Raw genomic sequence first — 16,696 nt, forward strand, 5'->3', positions numbered from 1 at the left:
GATTTACAGTCCGCCGCGTTTAGCCTCTTCGCTATCTCTCCGACAATTAACAGAGTCTATTATATCATGAAAATTTACAAAAAACAAGCATTATTTTGCTAAATTATAGTTTTCAATCAAAATTTCCACAGCTTTTTCAAGTTTTTTATAAAAACTATCGACATTTCCATTCTTTATGATCGCAAATTGATTATCTAATTCGGCAATTTCACCAATGATCTTTTTACCAATGGTTAAAGTGTAACCGTCATACTTTTCTTTCCCAACTAAAACAGTTGCATCCGTTAATTGAATTTCAATTTTTTTATCTTTTTTACTCATACTCTACCTCTTTTCACTCTTCCTATTGTACAAGAAATTTAGAAAACTGGCAAGAAAAAACTCTATATCAGGCCCAACCTTGATACAGAGTTTTTGTTAAAAATATAGAATTTTTTTATCTAGAGATAGTTCATTATTAATGGATTGTACCACCTGCTAACTTCAAGTCCTTATCTTTATAGTCTACGATAGCTCTAATAGCTGCCTCAATACCTCTGACAATATCTGTTAAGCACATAGATGCCGTATTAGGCTTGTTCAACACTTGTTCTGTCATATAGGGAATATGCATAAAACCTGCTCTCATATGGGGAAATTTCTTATCCGCTAAATAGAGAGCCTGATACATCAAATGATTGCAAACAAAGGTTCCTGCTGTATTGGACACTGTAGCTGGTAACCCTTCTTCTTTAATCGCTTGAACTATTGCCTTAATAGGTAGTGTGCTAAAATAGGCTGCTTGTCCGTTCAGGCGTATAGGAGTGTCAATCGGCTGATTCCCTTGATTATCTGGAATTCTAGCATCATCTTGATTGATAGCGACTCTCTCAGGAGTTAAACTCGCTCTTCCTCCTGCTTGTCCTATGCAAAGCACAACATCCGGTTGATATCGAACTATTTCTGCTTCTAAAACCTCTGCTGATTGATAAAAGACCGTTGGGATTTCTGCCCAATAAACCTCAGCCCCATGGATTTCTTTCGGTAATAATTTAACAGCTTCCAAGGCTGGATTAACTTTTTCACCACCAAACGGATTAAAACCTGTAACTAATATTTTCATTTTATTTCCTTTGCTAAAATGCCAAAAAGTACATCAAAAATACATGTATGATAATCATGACAATAGCTACTCCTACTTGCGCTTTGATAACCCCATTTGGATCTTTCATATCCAAAAGTGCTACAGGTAAGGTATTGAAATTGGCAGCCATTGGGCTTAATAAAGTTCCACAACAACCTGCTGTCATAGCAAGAGAACCTGCCACGATTGGATCGGCTCCCAAGGAAAATACAAAGGGAACACCAATTCCAGCAGTTATGACAGTAAAGGCCGCAAAGGCATTTCCCATAATCATTGAAAATAGAACCATTCCCAACACATAAGCCACTACACCCATCAACCGACTCCCCGAAGGCACAAAACCACTTATCAGATGTGACATTAAATCTCCAACTCCAGCTACAGTAAAAATAGCCCCCAAAGCTCCTAATAGTTGGGGAACAATCCCACTAGTTGAGACTTGCTGAACCATACGATTATTTTCTGCCAGCAAGCTTTTAGGAGAACTCTTAGTAATCAATAAAAGAGAGATGGTTGCAAAAAATGCTGCAAGGCTGATAGCAATCTTACTAAACTCAGGGATCATTTTTGCTAATACCAACGCCATTATAGCCATCAACATGACCGGAATAAAAATCTTATTCTTTAATCGTTTGGCTTCAAAGTTTGCCTTGACATCATCCAGAGGCGGTAAGGTTCCTATACGAACCTGTTTAAAGAGTGTTAGTAGGGCTAATAGCACTACGATAACTCCAATACAGATAGAAGGTAGATAAGAGCCACCGATAAAACTGATGCCCAATAAAGCCCAAAACCCAGCTGTTCCATATCGAACTGGGTTTGTTTTGTCTTTATAGCTACAATAGGCCGTGTGAAGAAATTGACAACCAATCACAATATAGGTTAACTCTAATAACTGTCTTGCTAGATTGGTCATTCTTCTTTTCCTTTACTAAGCTTATTCGCTAGCAATTTTCTATCAAATAAGTAATTGTACAGCCCTACCACAAGCAAGGCAACTCCTGCAACAATAAGAGAAGCCGAAGCGATCCCTGCATAATTACTTTCGTAACCTAATTGGTCCAGAGTGCCCCCCACCAAGAGGACACCACCTGCACCAACGAAAGTGTTCTGAGCAAAGAAATTTGCAAAATTATCATTTGCTGCTGCACGCGCTTTTAGCGCTTCGCTCTCCTGCTCCGTTAATTTTCTACCTAATTGTGACTCTGCCGCTGCTTGTCCCATGGGTTGAACCAGAGGCCTTACAAACTGCGGCTGCCCTCCGATACGAATGGCAAAGAAGCTGTCGAGTTCCCGAAAAAAGAAATAAACGGTATAAAAACTTCCTACGGTCAGCCCCTTTATCCTTTGAATCAAGTCAATTGAACGTTGCTTGAGTCCAAAAGTTTCAGATAAACCGACCAAGGGCAAGGTTACCATAAAAATCGTAAGAACTCGTTGATTGCTAAATTCTCTTCCTAAAATTTCCAAGAACTCAATAAGAGAAACTCCAGAAACTAGAGCTGTAACTAAACTAGCTAAGACTACCGTTGCGATGGTATCTAATTTATAGATAAAACCAACCACAATGATAACTATCCCTATTAGTTTAATCCATTCCATATAGGCCCCTTTATTCCAAAAATACTAGTCTGTTTTATTTGACATGATTTTCTAGTTCTTTTTGGTATTTACTGTTTGATTCTAATTTTTCTTTTTGCCATTTTTCAAGAGCAGCTTCATATTCTTTAGTAGTCACAATCTCTTTTTGCAATCTCATGCCTTTAAAGATATATGGATCACCTTTGATACCAACTTGTGAGTATGGTTTTGAGAAAGGAACGACGTTGCTAACAACTGGTGAACCACCTGATGAAGCCGTTGGCATCAAGAGAGAACTATCTGTAAGCCATGCTTGAGCTTTGGCATATTTTTCATATCTCTTGTCCAAGTCATTTGTCTCAGAAGCTGCATCATCCAAGAGTTTCTTATACTGATCCAAACCAAGTTGAGCTACGACTTCCTTGTCTTTTCCTTTAGTAATACCAAGGTGTTTCATAGCAGAACCAGTTTTTGGATCCATGATATTCAAATAAGATGCTGGGTCCTGATAACTTGGAGACCATCCAGTACTGTTCAAGTCGTAGTCTTTTTGAGCGGGAACACGTGCTTGAGATGTAATGCTTTCTTTTTCGTTATCTGTCATCTGAAGGACATCAATGACAACATTTTCGGCACCAAGTGTTGATTCGATTGATTGCTTGAAGGAATTGCTTTGTTGAACAGCAATTGTATCTGTTTGTTCAACTGGGACATCCAAGTGAATTGGGAAGGTTACACCTTTTGATTCCAACTCTTTCTTAGCTTTTTCGAATGATGCTTTGGCTTTATCAGGATTGTAGATTGTATCTTTTCCATCAACAAGCTCAACACCTTTCCATTGGTCTCCATAGTTAATCAATTCTGCTTGAGCAATATCACCAAAGTTTTTGCCGCCAGATTGTACAAAATTGTCTGGCACTAGGCTGTTACGAATAATCTTATCAGCACCTTCTTCACCATTTAGTTGTGCAGCATAAGAATGACGGTTGAAGGCAAAGTTGATAGCCTGACGGAAATCCTTGTTCAACATGGCTTCTTTCGTAGAAGACTTCTGCTCATCACTCGTTTTAGCAGTTTTATTGTAAGACTGACGATTTACATTGAAGGTAAAGTAGTAACTATTTGAATCTTGTGGACTGTAGGTGATTTTATCCCCGTATTGTTCTAAAGTTGAAGCAAAGTTTGAACTACTTGGGAAAAGTCGAGCAGTTGTGTAGGCACCTGACGAGAAACTACGAATCAAGGATTCTTGGTCTGAACCATCATAGTAGGTCAGTTTAACCTTCTCGATTTTCACCTTTTCTTTATCCCAATAATTTGGATTCTTTTCATATTCGATTAAGGATTTAGAAGTCAAAGTCTTCAAGATATATGGACCGTTATAAAGGATACCAGATGGGCTAACTGCTCCGTAATTCTTACCAGAAGCTTTGAGGAACTCTTCATTTACAGGCAACATGGTTGCTGTGGTTACTTTTGAATTCCAGAAACTTTCTGGTGCATTCAATGTATACTCGACTGTATAATCGTCTAAGGCCTTAACACCGACTGTAGAGAAATCATTAGTCTCACCAGTCATATATTCATTCAAGCCCTTAATGGAGTTTTGAATAAGAGTGACACCGTCTGATTTACCATCTGCTACGTGTTTTAGTCCAGTAACAAAGTCATGCGCAGTTACTTCAGCATATTCTTCACCCTCTGAGGTATACCATTTAACTCCTTTACGAAGTTTATAAGTATAAGTCAATCCATCTTTTGAAACAGTCCAATCCTCAGCTAAGGAAGGAATTACATTCCCGTATTCATCATTTTCCATTAATCCATCAACAACGTTCCCGACGATATCAGTAGTTGATGTACGAGTGGCAATACTGTAGTCTAAGGATGATGGATCCACTCCATAGACATAAGAGAAAGTTGTAGGTGCGTCCGCTTCTTTATCTGCTTTTCCACAAGCTACAAGAAGAACCGTTGTACTCAGGACAAGTCCTGCTGTTAACATCCATTTTTTCGTTTTCATAAAGATCTCCTTTAAAATTTTTTAATCTACTTTTACAATCCATCCTTCTGGTGCTTCAACGTCACCAAATTGGATACCTGTCAATTCATCGTATAATCTACGAGTTACTGGTCCGACTTCTGTCTCACTGTAAAAGACATGAAGTTTATCTCCGTGCTGAATTCCTCCAATGGGTGAAATAACAGCTGCAGTTCCACAGGCACCTGCTTCTACAAATCGATCCAAGTTATCAATTGGCACATCTCCCTCAACAGGTGTCATGCCCAAACGATGCTCTGCCAAGTAAAGCAATGAGTACTTGGTAATAGATGGCAAGATCGATGGACTCAATGGCGTTACAAACTCATTATCAGCTGTAATTCCAAAGAAGTTCGCTGAACCAACTTCTTCAATCTTGGTGTGTGTAGCTGGGTCAAGATAAATAACATCTGAAAAGTGACGGGATTTAGCTATTTTCCCAGGTAGGAGGCTGGCTGCATAGTTACCACCCACCTTGGCAGCTCCTGTTCCATGTGGAGCAGCACGGTCATATTCATCTTGTATCAAGAAATTTGTTGGCACCAATCCACCTTTGAAGTAATTTCCAACCGGCATGGCAAAGATTGTAAAGATATACTCTTCTGCTGGTTTTACCCCAATGATATCTCCCACACCAATCAAAAGTGGACGAAGATAAAGGGTTCCACCAGTTCCATAAGGTGGTACGTATTCTTGATTGGCGAGGACGACTGCCTTACAAGCTTCTACAAACATTTCTGTTGAAACTTGGGGCATCAAGAGACGGTCACAAGTACGTTGCAATCGTTTAGCATTTTCATCTGGACGAAAGAGTTGAATACTTCCATCCTTGGTACGATAGGCTTTCAAGCCTTCAAAGGCTTGTTGTCCATAGTGAAGACTTGGTGATGATTCAGAAATATGGAGAGTAGAATCCTCAGTCAATTCTCCTTGGTTCCATTGACCATTTGAGTAATGAGCAATATAACGATAAGGTAATTTCATATAGGCAAAACCAAGGTTTTCCCAATCAATAGCAACTGGCATATTCTTCTCCTCTTATTCTAATCAAAGCTATGTGTTCTATTCTACACTATTCTCTAAAAAATTCAAGTATTTTTTGTAATTTTCTGAAAATTTTACCAAAAAAAGAAACCAGTCACTGGGACTGGTCCTTTTCTTAGCTTTCCTTATCATCTTTAAAAACGTCTTTGAGGTAGGCATCAAAAACTTCTTCGTCAGAAATAGTATCTGAAATAAAGCTACCGTTGCTAGTTCGTTCTGATAGATTCAAATCTTGTAGGATTGCTTCGTAAGTCGTGCCATTATTTGATTGAACAACCAGAGTTTGTTCGCCATCTTCTACTTCTGTACTGAAGAGATCTCCAACAAATCCTTGTTCAGAAACTGCACCGGCAAGGAAGACACGATGTGGTTTACTCTTCAATTCTCTAAGGACTTGAAGACCACGATTAGCACGACTGGTTGCTGGAATTTCCTCAATCGAAACGCGCTTAAGACTTCCACGATGCGTTAACAGATAGAAGGATGAAGTATTGCAGATAAAGGCAGATTGAAGCTCATCATCTGCTTTGAGATTCATGGCTTTGACACCTGCAGCCTTGGCACCGATGACTGGAACCTCTTCGATGTTAAAGCGTAAGGCATAACCGTTTCGACTAATCAAGAGAACATCATCCAATTTAATCGGAGCTACTGCTACAATCTGGTCAGTATCATCTTTCAACTTGGCATATTTGACAGATTTAGAACGGTAGGTTCTCCATGGAGAGAATTCTTTGCGTTCGACACGTTTGATCTGCCCAAGGCGAGTCGCCGCAAAGTAGGTTGTCGCATCATCAAACTGATCCACAACTTCTACATAGATCACTTCTTCATTGGTTTCAAAGTTTGTAATAGACTGGCTCAAATGCTCTCCGATATCCTTCCAACGTATATCTGCTAACTCATGGACTGGTCGGTAAATGACATTTCCAAGCGTTGTAAAGATTAAGAGGTGCTGAGTAGTTTTGACAGATTGAACAAAGAGCAATCGGTCGTCGTCCCGTTTACCAATTTCTTCAAGTGTTGAAGCTGCAAATGAACGTGGGCTGGTACGTTTGATGTAGCCAGCCTTAGTCACACTGACGTATGTATCTTCTTCAGCGATCAAACTAGCAGTATCAATCTCAATCACTTTAGCAGTATCCTCTAAAGAACTCAAACGTGGAGTCGCAAATTTCTTCTTGACTTCACGGAGTTCTTTCTTCATGAGATTGTACATGGTTCGTTCGTCACCAATGATAGCCGCCAGCATAGCAATTTTTTCGCGAAGTTCTGCTTCTTCTTCCTGCAAGACAACTACGTCTGTATTGGTCAAACGGTATAGTTGCAAGGTAACAATAGCTTCAGCCTGCTCTTCAGTAAAATCATAGCTGACCTTGAGGTTTTCCTTGGCATCAGCCTTGTTCTCAGAAGCACGGATAAGAGCAATGACTTCATCTAAAATAGAGATGACACGAATCAAACCTTCCACGATATGGAGACGTTTTTCAGCCTTTTCCTTGTCAAAGCGAGAACGTGCCAAGATGACCTCACGACGGTGAGCAATATAGCTAGATAAGATAGGCACAATTCCAATCTGACGAGGGGTAAAATTGTCAATCGCAACCATGTTGAAGTTGTAGTTGATTTGCAAGTCAGTATACTTGAAAAGGTAGTTGAGAACAAGCTCAGTGTTCGCATCTTTCTTGAGTTCGATAGCAATGCGAAGACCGTCACGGTCAGACTCATCTCGAACCTCAGCAATACCTGCCACCTTGTTATTGACACGGACTTCATCGATTTTCTTGACTAAGTTAGCCTTATTAATCTCATAGGGAATCTCAGTGATAACGATTTGTTCCTTACCACCTTTCAGTTTCTCGATTTCAGTCTTGGAACGAACGACCACGCGCCCCTTACCAGTTTCATAGGCCTTTTTGATCTCGTCACGACCTTGGATGATAGCTCCTGTAGGGAAGTCTGGTCCAGGCAAGAATTCCATCAACTTATCAACCTTGGCAGTTGGGTGATCAATCATGTAGACTGTCGCATCAATAACTTCAGCCAAATTATGTGGTGGAATATCTGTGGCATAACCAGCTGAAATACCTGTAGAACCATTGACTAAGAGGTTTGGAAAGGCTGCTGGTAAGACAGTTGGCTCTTTCTCGGTATCGTCAAAGTTCCAAGCAAAGGGAACTGTCTTTTTATCGATATCTTGAAGAAGGTAGCCAGCAATCTCTGATAAACGAGCTTCCGTATAACGCATAGCCGCAGGTGGATCTCCATCCATGGAACCGTTATTCCCGTGCATTTCAACTAGAATCTCACGGTTTTTCCAGTCCTGAGACATACGGACCATGGCATCATAGATAGAAGAGTCCCCGTGTGGGTGGAAATTCCCCATGATATTTCCGACAGACTTGGCTGACTTACGGTAGCTCTTGTCAAAAGTATTGCCATCCTTATTCATAGAATAAAGAATACGACGTTGAACTGGCTTCAATCCATCCCGAATGTCTGGCAAAGCCCGGTCTTGAATGATGTACTTGGAGTAGCGACCAAAGCGCTCTCCCATGATGTCCTCCAAGGACATATTTTGGATATTACTCATATAAGATACAAAGGGACGATTCGGCCTGCCGAAAATTTCTGTAGAAAAATAGGAAATCGATGCAGGGTTCAATGAACCCTAGACGATTTATCTTTTTTCATAAGAAATTAGTCCCGTGTTCAGTTACCTCTAGTAACCAAACTATCCTTTCTGTAGTTTAAAATACGTTTTAAAAGAAGCGTCAGGAGTTTTCACACAGCTTTTAGGGCGTGTTCAACTCCTTTCAAAGAATGTAGAGTAGGTTTTTATACAGTAAAGGATACTTTACAGAAATTAGTCCCGTGTTCAGTTACTTCTAGTAACCAAACTATCCTTTCTGTAGTTTAAAGTTTTGAATTGTGTTCTTTATTTTCTTAGTGATTTAGAAGGTTTTCCTCAGCATACTCAATCATCTTCTCAGCCACTTCTTTTTCATACTTAAAGCCCATCTTTTGAGCAAGATATTGAGCTTCCTGGTGGAAAAATTCCATGGTTGCTAATAAAGACTGAGTAATTTTGTCTAAACTTGAAAAATCAAGAAGAGCAGAGAATTCCTTCTCCTTCTCAATTGGCAAGTAGTTAAAGAGGTACTTGTAATTTTTACCGATGTCGACTGTTCCCCTATCACTTGCAACCTGCCAAGCCAATACTTTTAACAATTCCTGCTGACAAATACCGTAGAGATGATCGGTCGAATAAATGACTTGCTTACGACAAATTCCTTTGACCACGTAGGTTGACACCCACCAAAATTCATTGCAAGTTTTTTCAAAATCCGAATTACTAGCTGGATGTATCCAAAAACGCTCTGGACTTGGAGAATAGGACTCAAACAAGCTCTTCTCGTCTATTAAAACTGTATAAGCAGCTTCGCTATCTACCCATTCTTTCATGTGTTCTTTTGGGCAGAGGGTTAGATCAATTCGATTACCATCTTCAAAAAGCATGAGGTAGAGACGACGGTTTCCTAGGATATTATGCTGCTCAATCAGACGATCGCCAAACTGATCCAGCCAGGACAAGTCTGAAATTAGTTCTTCAAAATTCTCAACGACATAAACAACATCATAATCCTGAAACTCATCTTTTGGTGCTTTTGTATCAGTACGTGAACCAGATAGTGCAACAGCATCAACCTGTAATTTTTTAGCTATTTGTAAAATCAGTCCCAGTATTTCCTGGTCAGTTCTCATGTGGTTCTTCCTCAGTGGTCTCTATGTTCTGAATATCAGCATCTTCTTTTCTTTGCTGAAGAAGCTTCTGAATTCTTTTTCTCTCTAACTCTCCGACTATAAATTGGATAATTGAACTGATTCCAAAAAGTGGTAGTAGTAACATAATTCCCATTTCTTCCGTCAGCATTAAAAATAGGAAGTTAATAATCGAAAATATTGCTAAAAACCAGGCATTTATCTTAAGAAATTTTGAGTAACCACTAGGATAATGTTTGATATGTTTATTGCTCTTATAAATAGCTGTGAATCCAAAAGCAAGGCTCACTGGTGTGAAAATATAAAAATCAAAAACATAGAAGAGCAAACCTGCATAAGGATTAGACCTTAAAGGATTATCAAATAAAAAGACACCTGTGGTTACTATAGTTAATAGCAAGAATTCAAGAAAGCGAATTTTCTCAGGTTTTCCTGGTTTAGCAATCATATACGTAACTACACATAGAGCCAGGACAATCACAAGAAAAGGAGTATCGGACAATATACTTATCATGATTTATACCTCTTTTAGAGATCTAAAATTAAGAACTATAGACGATTTTTTTCAAATCAATCCTTGAGTCTGACGCCATTTATCAAAGTTTTCAATGTCTGTCTTGACCATATTCATACAAAGTCCTAGAACCGCCATATCGTCCAAGTAACCTGCTAGCGGAATGAAATCAGGAAAAATATCAATAGGAGCAAGGAAATAAATAAGTGCGCTTAAAACAGCTAAAATAGTCCCATAAGGAACCGTTGTATATTTCCCTTGAACATAATTTTTCACTAAAGAAATCATGACTGGGATCATTGTAAATTTCTTACCAACCAATGGCATCTCTTTAATTTTTTGCTCCAAACGGTACAAAAAATCATCTAATTCATCTTTATCGTTTAATAATGTCTCAGATTGCGCATAACCACTTTCAAGAGCTTCTTTAACTTGCTCTTCACTTAGATTTTCAGACATATCTTGTCCTCCATTTGTATTTATATCCTAATTTTAAAACACTGTTGCTTCTTCTAAAGTAAACTTGACATTATCTTCAATCCACTTACGGCGTGGTTCGACTTTATCTCCCATGAGGACATTGACGCGGCGTTCTGCGCGTGCTAAATCCTCAATCGTGACACGGATGAGGGTACGAGTTTCTGGGTTCATGGTTGTTTCCCAGAGTTGGTCTGCATTCATCTCACCAAGACCTTTATATCGTTGGAGAGTGGCTCCTTTGCCAAACTGCTTACGGAGTTCTTCCAGTTCTCCGTCTGTCCAAGCATAGGCCACTTCTTCTTTCTTGCCTTTACCTTTGGACATCTTGTAAAGAGGTGGAAGGGCGATATAGACATGTCCTGCCTCGACTAGTGGACGCATGTAGCGATAAAAGAATGTTAAGAGAAGGGTTTGAATGTGGGCACCATCGGTGTCCGCATCGGTCATGATAATGATCTTGTCATAGTTGGCATCTTCAAGAGAGAAGTCTGCCCCAACACCAGCACCGATGGTATAAATCATAGTGTTGATTTCTTCGTTTTTGAGGATATCTGCCATCTTGGCCTTGGCTGTATTGATGACCTTACCACGAAGTGGCAAGATAGCCTGGAACTTGCGGTCACGCCCTTGCTTGGCAGAGCCACCGGCAGAATCACCCTCAACAAGGTAGAGCTCGTTCTTAGCTGGATTTTTAGACTGGGCTGGCGTTAATTTACCAGAAAGTAAGCCCTTGTCTTTTTTATTTTTCTTACCATTTCGGCTCTCATCACGCGCTTTACGTGCTGCTTCACGGGCATCACGAGCCTTGATGGCTTTACGAATCAGATTCGAAGCTAATTCCCCATTTTCCATAAGGAAGAAGGTCAACTTATCCGCCACAATTCCATCCACAACAGGACGAGCCAATGGGCTTCCCAATTTGTCCTTAGTCTGTCCTTCAAACTGAAGATGCTCTTCCGGAACTAGGATAGAAAGAACAGCTGATAAACCTTCACGATAATCTGACCCTTCCAGATTTTTATCTTTTTCCTTGAGAAGCCCCGTCTTACGTGCATAGTCATTCATAACCTTGGTAATGGCTGACTTGAGTCCTGTCTCATGCGTTCCACCGTCTTTGGTACGGACGTTATTTACAAAGGACAGAATGTTATCTGAAAATCCATCATTGTACTGGAGGGCTACTTCTACTTGGAAACCATTGTCTTCCCCTTCAAAGTATAGAACTGGTGTCAAGGTTTCCTTGTCTTCGTTGAGGTAGGAAACAAAGTCTTGTACCCCGTTCTCATAATGGAATTCAATTGCTTCATCTGTTCGCTTGTCCGTTAATGACAAGGTTACATTCTTCAAGAGAAAAGCTGACTCATTGAGACGCTCTGAAATGGTATTGTACTTGAAGTCTGTCGTAGAAAAGATACTGGCATCAGGCATGAAGGTCACTTTGGTACCTGTCTTAGATTTTGGTGCTGTACCAATTTTCTCCAAGGTAGTGACGGGCTTCCCACCATTTTCAAAACGTTGCTTGTAAACAGCCCCATCACGAGTAATTTCTACCTCTAACCAACTAGAGAGGGCATTGACGACAGAAGATCCAACCCCGTGGAGACCACCTGATGTCTTATAACCACCCTGACCGAATTTCCCTCCGGCGTGAAGGATGGTAAAGATAACCTCAACCGTTGGAATTCCCATAGCGTGCATTCCAGTCGGCATTCCACGTCCGTGGTCTTGAACTGTTAAACTTCCGTCTTTATTGATTGTCACATCGATGCGGTCACCAAATCCAGACAAGGCCTCATCGACCGCATTATCAACGATTTCCCAGACTAGGTGGTGGAGACCAGCACCATCGGTCGATCCGATATACATCCCTGGACGTTTACGGACCGCATCCAACCCTTCTAGCACCTGAATGGCGTCATCATTATAATTGTTAATATTGATTTCCTTTTTTGACACAAGGAACCTCCTATTCGTTCATCTTTACTATTTTACAGGTTTTCTAGGGATTTTGCAAAATTTTTCTAATTGAGCAGATTTGAACTCAATTGTTTATTCCTCAAAAAAAGAAACCAAGACGAGAGTCTCAGTTTTCTTTTCCTTTAACTTGACTTGTTGCAATATCTTCACCAAACCATTTTTGGCTAATTTCTTGGAATTTTCCATCTTGATACAATTCCACAAAAGCTTGATTCAAATTCGCTAACAAGGTCTTATCAGCTGGTCTCACTCCAACTGCAAAAGACTCGCTCTCAAAACCAGCTGGAAAAATCTCATACTGGTCTAAAATTCCTTCAGTTTCAAGATAATAATTGGCGTAAACACGGTCTATTAAGAGGGCATCAATCCGATCATTTTGCAGGTCAATCAAGGCTTCTGTAAAACTTTGATATTGGTTTGCCTTCTTATCTTTTACAATATTTTTTAAGAGTTCTGGTTGGGCTTCGAAATCTATATAACCAGAAGATCCTGTCTGGGCACCCAAAACCTTGCCTGTCATATCAGACACTGATTGTATATTCTGAGATTTCTTAGAGACTAGAACCTGCTGATTTTCCATGTAAGGAATGGTAAAAGCAACCTTCTCACGGCGTTCATCAGTCGCTGAATATCCATTCCAGATAGCATCAATGGTGCCGTTTTGAAGTTCTGTTTCCTTCATATCCCAATCAATGGGTTGAAACTGTACCTTGAAACCAAGTTTCTCAGAAACAGCCTGGGCTAAGTCAATATCAAATCCGACATATTGGCCATTCTTTTCTTCAAACCCCATAGGAACAAAGGTATTGTCAAATCCAATAGTAATGCTTCCTTGTTGTTGGTATTTATCCCAATTATCAACTTTGGGATCACTAGCTTTTTGTGTGCATCCTACTAGAAAAAAAGCAAGTAAGAATACCAAAACAAGGCTGATTTTCTTTCGATTCATCGATACCTCCTACTTAGGCTCTACTTTGAGAATCTGGTCAGCTATATTCTCTGCAAACTTGAGATCGTGAGTCACAACAATCTGAGTCATGCCTAATTCTCGATTTTGTAGAATTAGTTTTTCAACCTCAAGACGCAACTCTGGGTCAAGGGCTGAAGTTGGTTCGTCATAACCAATCACTTCAGGATCTATCATCATAGCGCGTGCTAAGGCAACCCGTTGCTTTTGACCACCAGATAATGAGTATGGATAAACATCTGCGTGAGCTTCGAGCCCCAGACGAGCGAGTAAGTCAGTTGCCTTCTTCTTGGCATCTGCTTCAGACATCCCAATAGTTTTGATGGGTGACAAAATCAAGTTCTCCATAACGGATAAGTGAGGAAAAAGCTGAAAATCTTGAAAAACAAAACCTAACAAGTAGCGCTTTTCAAGTTCATTCAAAGGTAGGGAGTCTCCATTATAAAAAATCTCACCTGAATCAATGGTTTCAAGTCCAGCTAACATTCTAAGCAAGGTTGTCTTCCCACCACCAGAAGGTCCAACGATGGCCAAAATCTGCTTTTCAGGAATTGTCACATTAAAATTGGATAAAATTTCTTTTTTTCCAAATTTTTTGCTGATATTTTTTAACTCTAACATGGATAACCTCCTATCTATAGTAGCTAAACTTTTTCTCAAGTTTCTTAGCTATAATCGTAACAATACCAATCATAAGCAGATAAATAGCTCCTGCTAGAAACATTGGAATCAAGCTGGCATCACGATTGGCTGCAGTTCGACTGGCTAGGATCAGATCAGAAATACCGAGTGCATAGACCAAAGAAGTATCTTTAACCAAACTCATAACCTCGTTAAATACACTTGGTAAAACAATCTTAGTGACCTGAGGCAAGATGATATAGCGAACGGTATCAAAAGGTTTCAATTTCAAGACCTTGGCGGCCTCGTATTGTCCCTGAGGAATAGTTGCAATTCCTCCACGGAATATTTCTGCAAAGTAGGCTGCATAATTAAGCGTGAAGGCAATAATCACTGCTGGTACCCGATCTAGTCGAATCCCGATACTTGGTAGGACATAATAAATAAAAATTAGTTGCAAAAGTAAGGGTGTCCCACGCATTATCCAGATATAAATGTCAATTATATAATGGAGGGGTTTCCAATGAACCTGTAAACAAAAGGCAATGATGATACCTAGAGGGATTGAAAAGAGCAAGACCAGTGCAAATACTTGTAAAGTCATTGTCGCACCGCTCAATAAACTTGGTAATATCTCAAATATGTAAGACATAGTCCACCTCCTAAAAATAATTGTTCCCATTATAGCATAAATAAACATAAACACAAGATATTTCTGAAATTTTCATGATTTTTCACTCATTCACTATCAGATTCTGTAGAAAAATCACTATTTTTATCGAAAATTTCACTTCTAAGACAAATACTTCAGATGTCACAAAATGAGAAGAGATTCCTTCCGCTTCTCACCAATTTCATGGTATAATAGATGCATGATGACAATAGTATTATTAATTTTAGCCTATCTGCTGGGGTCAATCCCTTCAGGACTTTGGATTGGACTAGCCTTCTTTAAGATAAATTTACGTGAACATGGTTCTGGCAATACTGGAACAACCAATACCTTCCGTATTTTAGGTAAAAAAGCGGGTATGGCAACCTTCGTGATTGACTTTTTCAAAGGAACCATCGCAACCCTACTTCCCCTTATCTTTCAAGTTCAAGGTGTCTCCCCTTTAGTCTTTGGCCTTTTAGCTGTGATTGGGCATACCTTCCCGGTATTTGCAGGATTTAAAGGAGGAAAGGCTGTCGCAACTAGTGCTGGAGTCATTTTCGGATTTGCTCCTCTATTTTGCCTCTATCTAGCAGTTGTCTTCTTTGGAACTCTATATCTAGGAAGCATGATTTCTCTCTCTAGTGTTACTGCTGCCCTTGCTGCTGTTTTGGGAGCTCTAATTTTTCCACTCTTCGGCTTTATCTTAAGTAATTACGATCTCCTCTTCACTCTTATTATCATAACACTCGCGGGAATTGTAATCATACGTCATAAGGATAATATCAATCGTATTCAAAACAAAACCGAGAACCTAGTTCCTTGGGGGCTAAATATCACCCATCAAAAACCTAAAAAATAGAGAAGAGGATGGGATATAAAAATGAAGTTTTCGCCAGATTTTCATTTCAAACACTAAAAAACGAGGTCGGGATTTTTCCCAGCCTCGTTTGTGTTTATTTAGATTTGATATAGTTGATACCATCCGCCTTCGGCGCAACAGCTTTTCCAAAGAAGGCTGCTAGGACGACGATGGTCAAGAGATATGGTGCAATCTGCAAGTAAACAGTTGGAACTCCTTGTAAGAAAGGAAGTTGTGAACCAATAACTGCCAAACTCTGTGATAGTCCGAAGAAGAGACTTGAAAGCATAGCTCCGACAGGATTCCACTTCCCAAAGATCATAGCTGCAAGAGCAATAAATCCTGGTCCTACAATCGTTGTAACTGAGAAATTGACGGAAATTGACTGAGCATAGATAGCTCCTCCGATTCCCCCAAGGAAACCTGAAATCACAACTCCAAGATATCTCATCTTGTAGACATTGATTCCCAATGTATCCGCTGCTTGTGGATGTTCACCAACTGAACGAAGGCGAAGTCCAAAGCGAGTCTTAAAGAGGATAAACCAAGCTAGGAATGAGAAAGCAATTGCAAGGTAACCAAGTAAACTGGTTGACTTGAAGAAGATATCTCCTAGAAATGGAATATTGGCCAAGACTGGGAAATCAAAACGTCCAAAGGTTTGAACCAAGTTGTCCGTCTGCCCCTTGTTATAGAGGACTTTTACCAAGAAAACAGCCAAGGCTGGCGCCATCAAGTTAAGTACGGTACCACTGACAACATGGTCGGCACGGAAATGAACTGTAGCCACTGCGTGAATGAGCGAGAAGATAGCTCCGACTAATCCACCAACTAGAAGAGCCAACCAAGGAGTCGCTGCTCCTAAATCTTGAGCAAATTCAAGGTTAAAAACAACTCCAGAAAAGGCACCCATGACCATGATTCCTTCAAGACCAACGTTAACAACTCCACCACGTTCAGAGAAAACTCCTCCGATACTTGTGAAAATAAGTGGTGCTGAGTAAATCAACATTGAAGAAACCATAAGGGTTAACATTGTTGTAATCGACAT

At 39.9% G+C, this 16,696-nt stretch carries 16 protein-coding genes; 1 reads left to right on the forward strand and 15 read right to left on the reverse strand.

The window, feature by feature from the left end:
• Positions 1-90 precede the first annotated feature (90 nt).
• The 14 genes from HMPREF2987_RS01925 to HMPREF2987_RS01990 form a co-directional block, all read right to left on the reverse strand.
• Positions 91-321, reverse strand: a complete 231-nt coding sequence (locus HMPREF2987_RS01925) for a DUF2969 domain-containing protein (RefSeq protein WP_075229097.1) — start codon at positions 319-321, stop codon at positions 91-93.
• A 136-nt stretch (positions 322-457) separates the two neighbouring features.
• Positions 458-1,102 (reverse strand): pyroglutamyl-peptidase I, encoded by a 645-nt coding sequence (gene pcp / locus HMPREF2987_RS01930; RefSeq protein ID WP_075229098.1) that lies wholly within the window; start codon positions 1,100-1,102, stop codon positions 458-460.
• A 13-nt stretch (positions 1,103-1,115) separates the two neighbouring features.
• Complete coding sequence (locus HMPREF2987_RS01935; protein ID WP_075229099.1) at positions 1,116-2,039, reverse strand: DUF979 domain-containing protein; 924 nt, start codon at positions 2,037-2,039, stop codon at positions 1,116-1,118.
• A complete protein-coding gene (locus tag HMPREF2987_RS01940; RefSeq protein ID WP_075229100.1) occupies positions 2,036-2,725 on the reverse strand; it encodes a DUF969 domain-containing protein in 690 nt (229 codons plus the stop codon). The genes HMPREF2987_RS01935 and HMPREF2987_RS01940 overlap by 4 nt, the downstream gene beginning before the upstream one ends.
• A 34-nt stretch (positions 2,726-2,759) precedes the next feature.
• Entirely contained in the window at positions 2,760-4,727 is a 1,968-nt protein-coding gene (locus HMPREF2987_RS01945; protein ID WP_075229101.1) for a peptide ABC transporter substrate-binding protein, read from the reverse strand.
• Positions 4,728-4,748: 21 nt separating this feature from the next.
• A complete protein-coding gene (locus tag HMPREF2987_RS01950) occupies positions 4,749-5,771 on the reverse strand; it encodes a branched-chain amino acid aminotransferase (RefSeq protein ID WP_075229102.1) in 1,023 nt (340 codons plus the stop codon).
• A 133-nt stretch (positions 5,772-5,904) separates the two neighbouring features.
• Positions 5,905-8,382 (reverse strand): DNA topoisomerase IV subunit A, encoded by a 2,478-nt coding sequence (gene parC / locus HMPREF2987_RS01955; protein WP_075229103.1) that lies wholly within the window; start codon positions 8,380-8,382, stop codon positions 5,905-5,907.
• Positions 8,383-8,735: 353 nt separating this feature from the next.
• A complete protein-coding gene (locus HMPREF2987_RS01960; protein ID WP_075229104.1) occupies positions 8,736-9,554 on the reverse strand; it encodes an aminoglycoside 6-adenylyltransferase in 819 nt (272 codons plus the stop codon).
• Positions 9,544-10,086 carry a hypothetical protein gene (locus HMPREF2987_RS01965; RefSeq protein ID WP_075229105.1) on the reverse strand — a complete coding sequence of 181 codons (543 nt, stop codon included), beginning with the start codon at positions 10,084-10,086 and terminating at the stop codon, positions 9,544-9,546. The genes HMPREF2987_RS01960 and HMPREF2987_RS01965 overlap by 11 nt, the downstream gene beginning before the upstream one ends.
• Before the next feature lie 51 nt (positions 10,087-10,137).
• Positions 10,138-10,545 (reverse strand): YkvA family protein, encoded by a 408-nt coding sequence (locus HMPREF2987_RS01970; protein ID WP_075229106.1) that lies wholly within the window; start codon positions 10,543-10,545, stop codon positions 10,138-10,140.
• Positions 10,546-10,578: 33 nt separating this feature from the next.
• Entirely contained in the window at positions 10,579-12,522 is a 1,944-nt protein-coding gene (gene parE / locus HMPREF2987_RS01975) for a DNA topoisomerase IV subunit B (protein WP_075229107.1), read from the reverse strand.
• Between the two features lie 127 nt (positions 12,523-12,649).
• Positions 12,650-13,492 (reverse strand): amino acid ABC transporter substrate-binding protein, encoded by an 843-nt coding sequence (locus tag HMPREF2987_RS01980; protein WP_075229108.1) that lies wholly within the window; start codon positions 13,490-13,492, stop codon positions 12,650-12,652.
• 9 nt (positions 13,493-13,501) lie between these two features.
• On the reverse strand, positions 13,502-14,131 hold the full coding sequence (locus HMPREF2987_RS01985) for an amino acid ABC transporter ATP-binding protein (protein WP_075229109.1): 630 nt from the start codon (positions 14,129-14,131) through the stop codon (positions 13,502-13,504).
• Positions 14,132-14,141: 10 nt separating this feature from the next.
• A complete protein-coding gene (locus HMPREF2987_RS01990) occupies positions 14,142-14,783 on the reverse strand; it encodes an amino acid ABC transporter permease (protein ID WP_075229110.1) in 642 nt (213 codons plus the stop codon).
• Positions 14,784-15,003: 220 nt separating this feature from the next.
• Here HMPREF2987_RS01990 and plsY point away from each other — a divergent pair, with 220 nt between their 5' ends.
• Positions 15,004-15,645, forward strand: a complete 642-nt coding sequence (gene plsY, locus HMPREF2987_RS01995; RefSeq protein ID WP_075229111.1) for a glycerol-3-phosphate 1-O-acyltransferase PlsY — start codon at positions 15,004-15,006, stop codon at positions 15,643-15,645.
• Between the two features lie 94 nt (positions 15,646-15,739).
• On the opposite strand, the gene HMPREF2987_RS02000 is transcribed toward plsY, so the two are convergent.
• Positions 15,740-16,696, reverse strand: coding sequence for an ABC transporter permease (locus HMPREF2987_RS02000; protein ID WP_061862953.1), 957 nt, complete (start codon positions 16,694-16,696; stop codon positions 15,740-15,742).

The organism is Streptococcus sp. HMSC067H01, assembly GCF_001814775.1.
Classification (GTDB): Bacteria; Bacillota; Bacilli; order Lactobacillales; family Streptococcaceae; genus Streptococcus.

Excerpts from the sequence above, each read along its gene's own strand:
- HMPREF2987_RS02000 (WP_061862953.1), bottom strand. The coding sequence starts at position 16,696 with ATGTCGATTACAACAATGTTAACCCTTATGGTTTCTTCAATGTTGATT.
- HMPREF2987_RS01935 (WP_075229099.1), bottom strand. The coding sequence starts at position 2,039 with ATGACCAATCTAGCAAGACAGTTATTAGAGTTAACCTATATTGTGATT.
- HMPREF2987_RS01940 (WP_075229100.1), bottom strand. The coding sequence starts at position 2,725 with ATGGAATGGATTAAACTAATAGGGATAGTTATCATTGTGGTTGGTTTT.
- plsY (WP_075229111.1), top strand. The coding sequence starts at position 15,004 with ATGATGACAATAGTATTATTAATTTTAGCCTATCTGCTGGGGTCAATC.
- HMPREF2987_RS01980 (WP_075229108.1), bottom strand. The coding sequence starts at position 13,492 with ATGAATCGAAAGAAAATCAGCCTTGTTTTGGTATTCTTACTTGCTTTT.
- pcp (WP_075229098.1), bottom strand. The coding sequence starts at position 1,102 with ATGAAAATATTAGTTACAGGTTTTAATCCGTTTGGTGGTGAAAAAGTT.
- HMPREF2987_RS01990 (WP_075229110.1), bottom strand. The coding sequence starts at position 14,783 with ATGTCTTACATATTTGAGATATTACCAAGTTTATTGAGCGGTGCGACA.
- HMPREF2987_RS01965 (WP_075229105.1), bottom strand. The coding sequence starts at position 10,086 with ATGATAAGTATATTGTCCGATACTCCTTTTCTTGTGATTGTCCTGGCT.
- HMPREF2987_RS01925 (WP_075229097.1), bottom strand. The coding sequence starts at position 321 with ATGAGTAAAAAAGATAAAAAAATTGAAATTCAATTAACGGATGCAACT.
- HMPREF2987_RS01960 (WP_075229104.1), bottom strand. The coding sequence starts at position 9,554 with ATGAGAACTGACCAGGAAATACTGGGACTGATTTTACAAATAGCTAAA.
- parC (WP_075229103.1), bottom strand. The coding sequence starts at position 8,382 with ATGAGTAATATCCAAAATATGTCCTTGGAGGACATCATGGGAGAGCGC.
- HMPREF2987_RS01950 (WP_075229102.1), bottom strand. The coding sequence starts at position 5,771 with ATGCCAGTTGCTATTGATTGGGAAAACCTTGGTTTTGCCTATATGAAA.
- HMPREF2987_RS01970 (WP_075229106.1), bottom strand. The coding sequence starts at position 10,545 with ATGTCTGAAAATCTAAGTGAAGAGCAAGTTAAAGAAGCTCTTGAAAGT.
- HMPREF2987_RS01985 (WP_075229109.1), bottom strand. The coding sequence starts at position 14,131 with ATGTTAGAGTTAAAAAATATCAGCAAAAAATTTGGAAAAAAAGAAATT.
- HMPREF2987_RS01945 (WP_075229101.1), bottom strand. The coding sequence starts at position 4,727 with ATGAAAACGAAAAAATGGATGTTAACAGCAGGACTTGTCCTGAGTACA.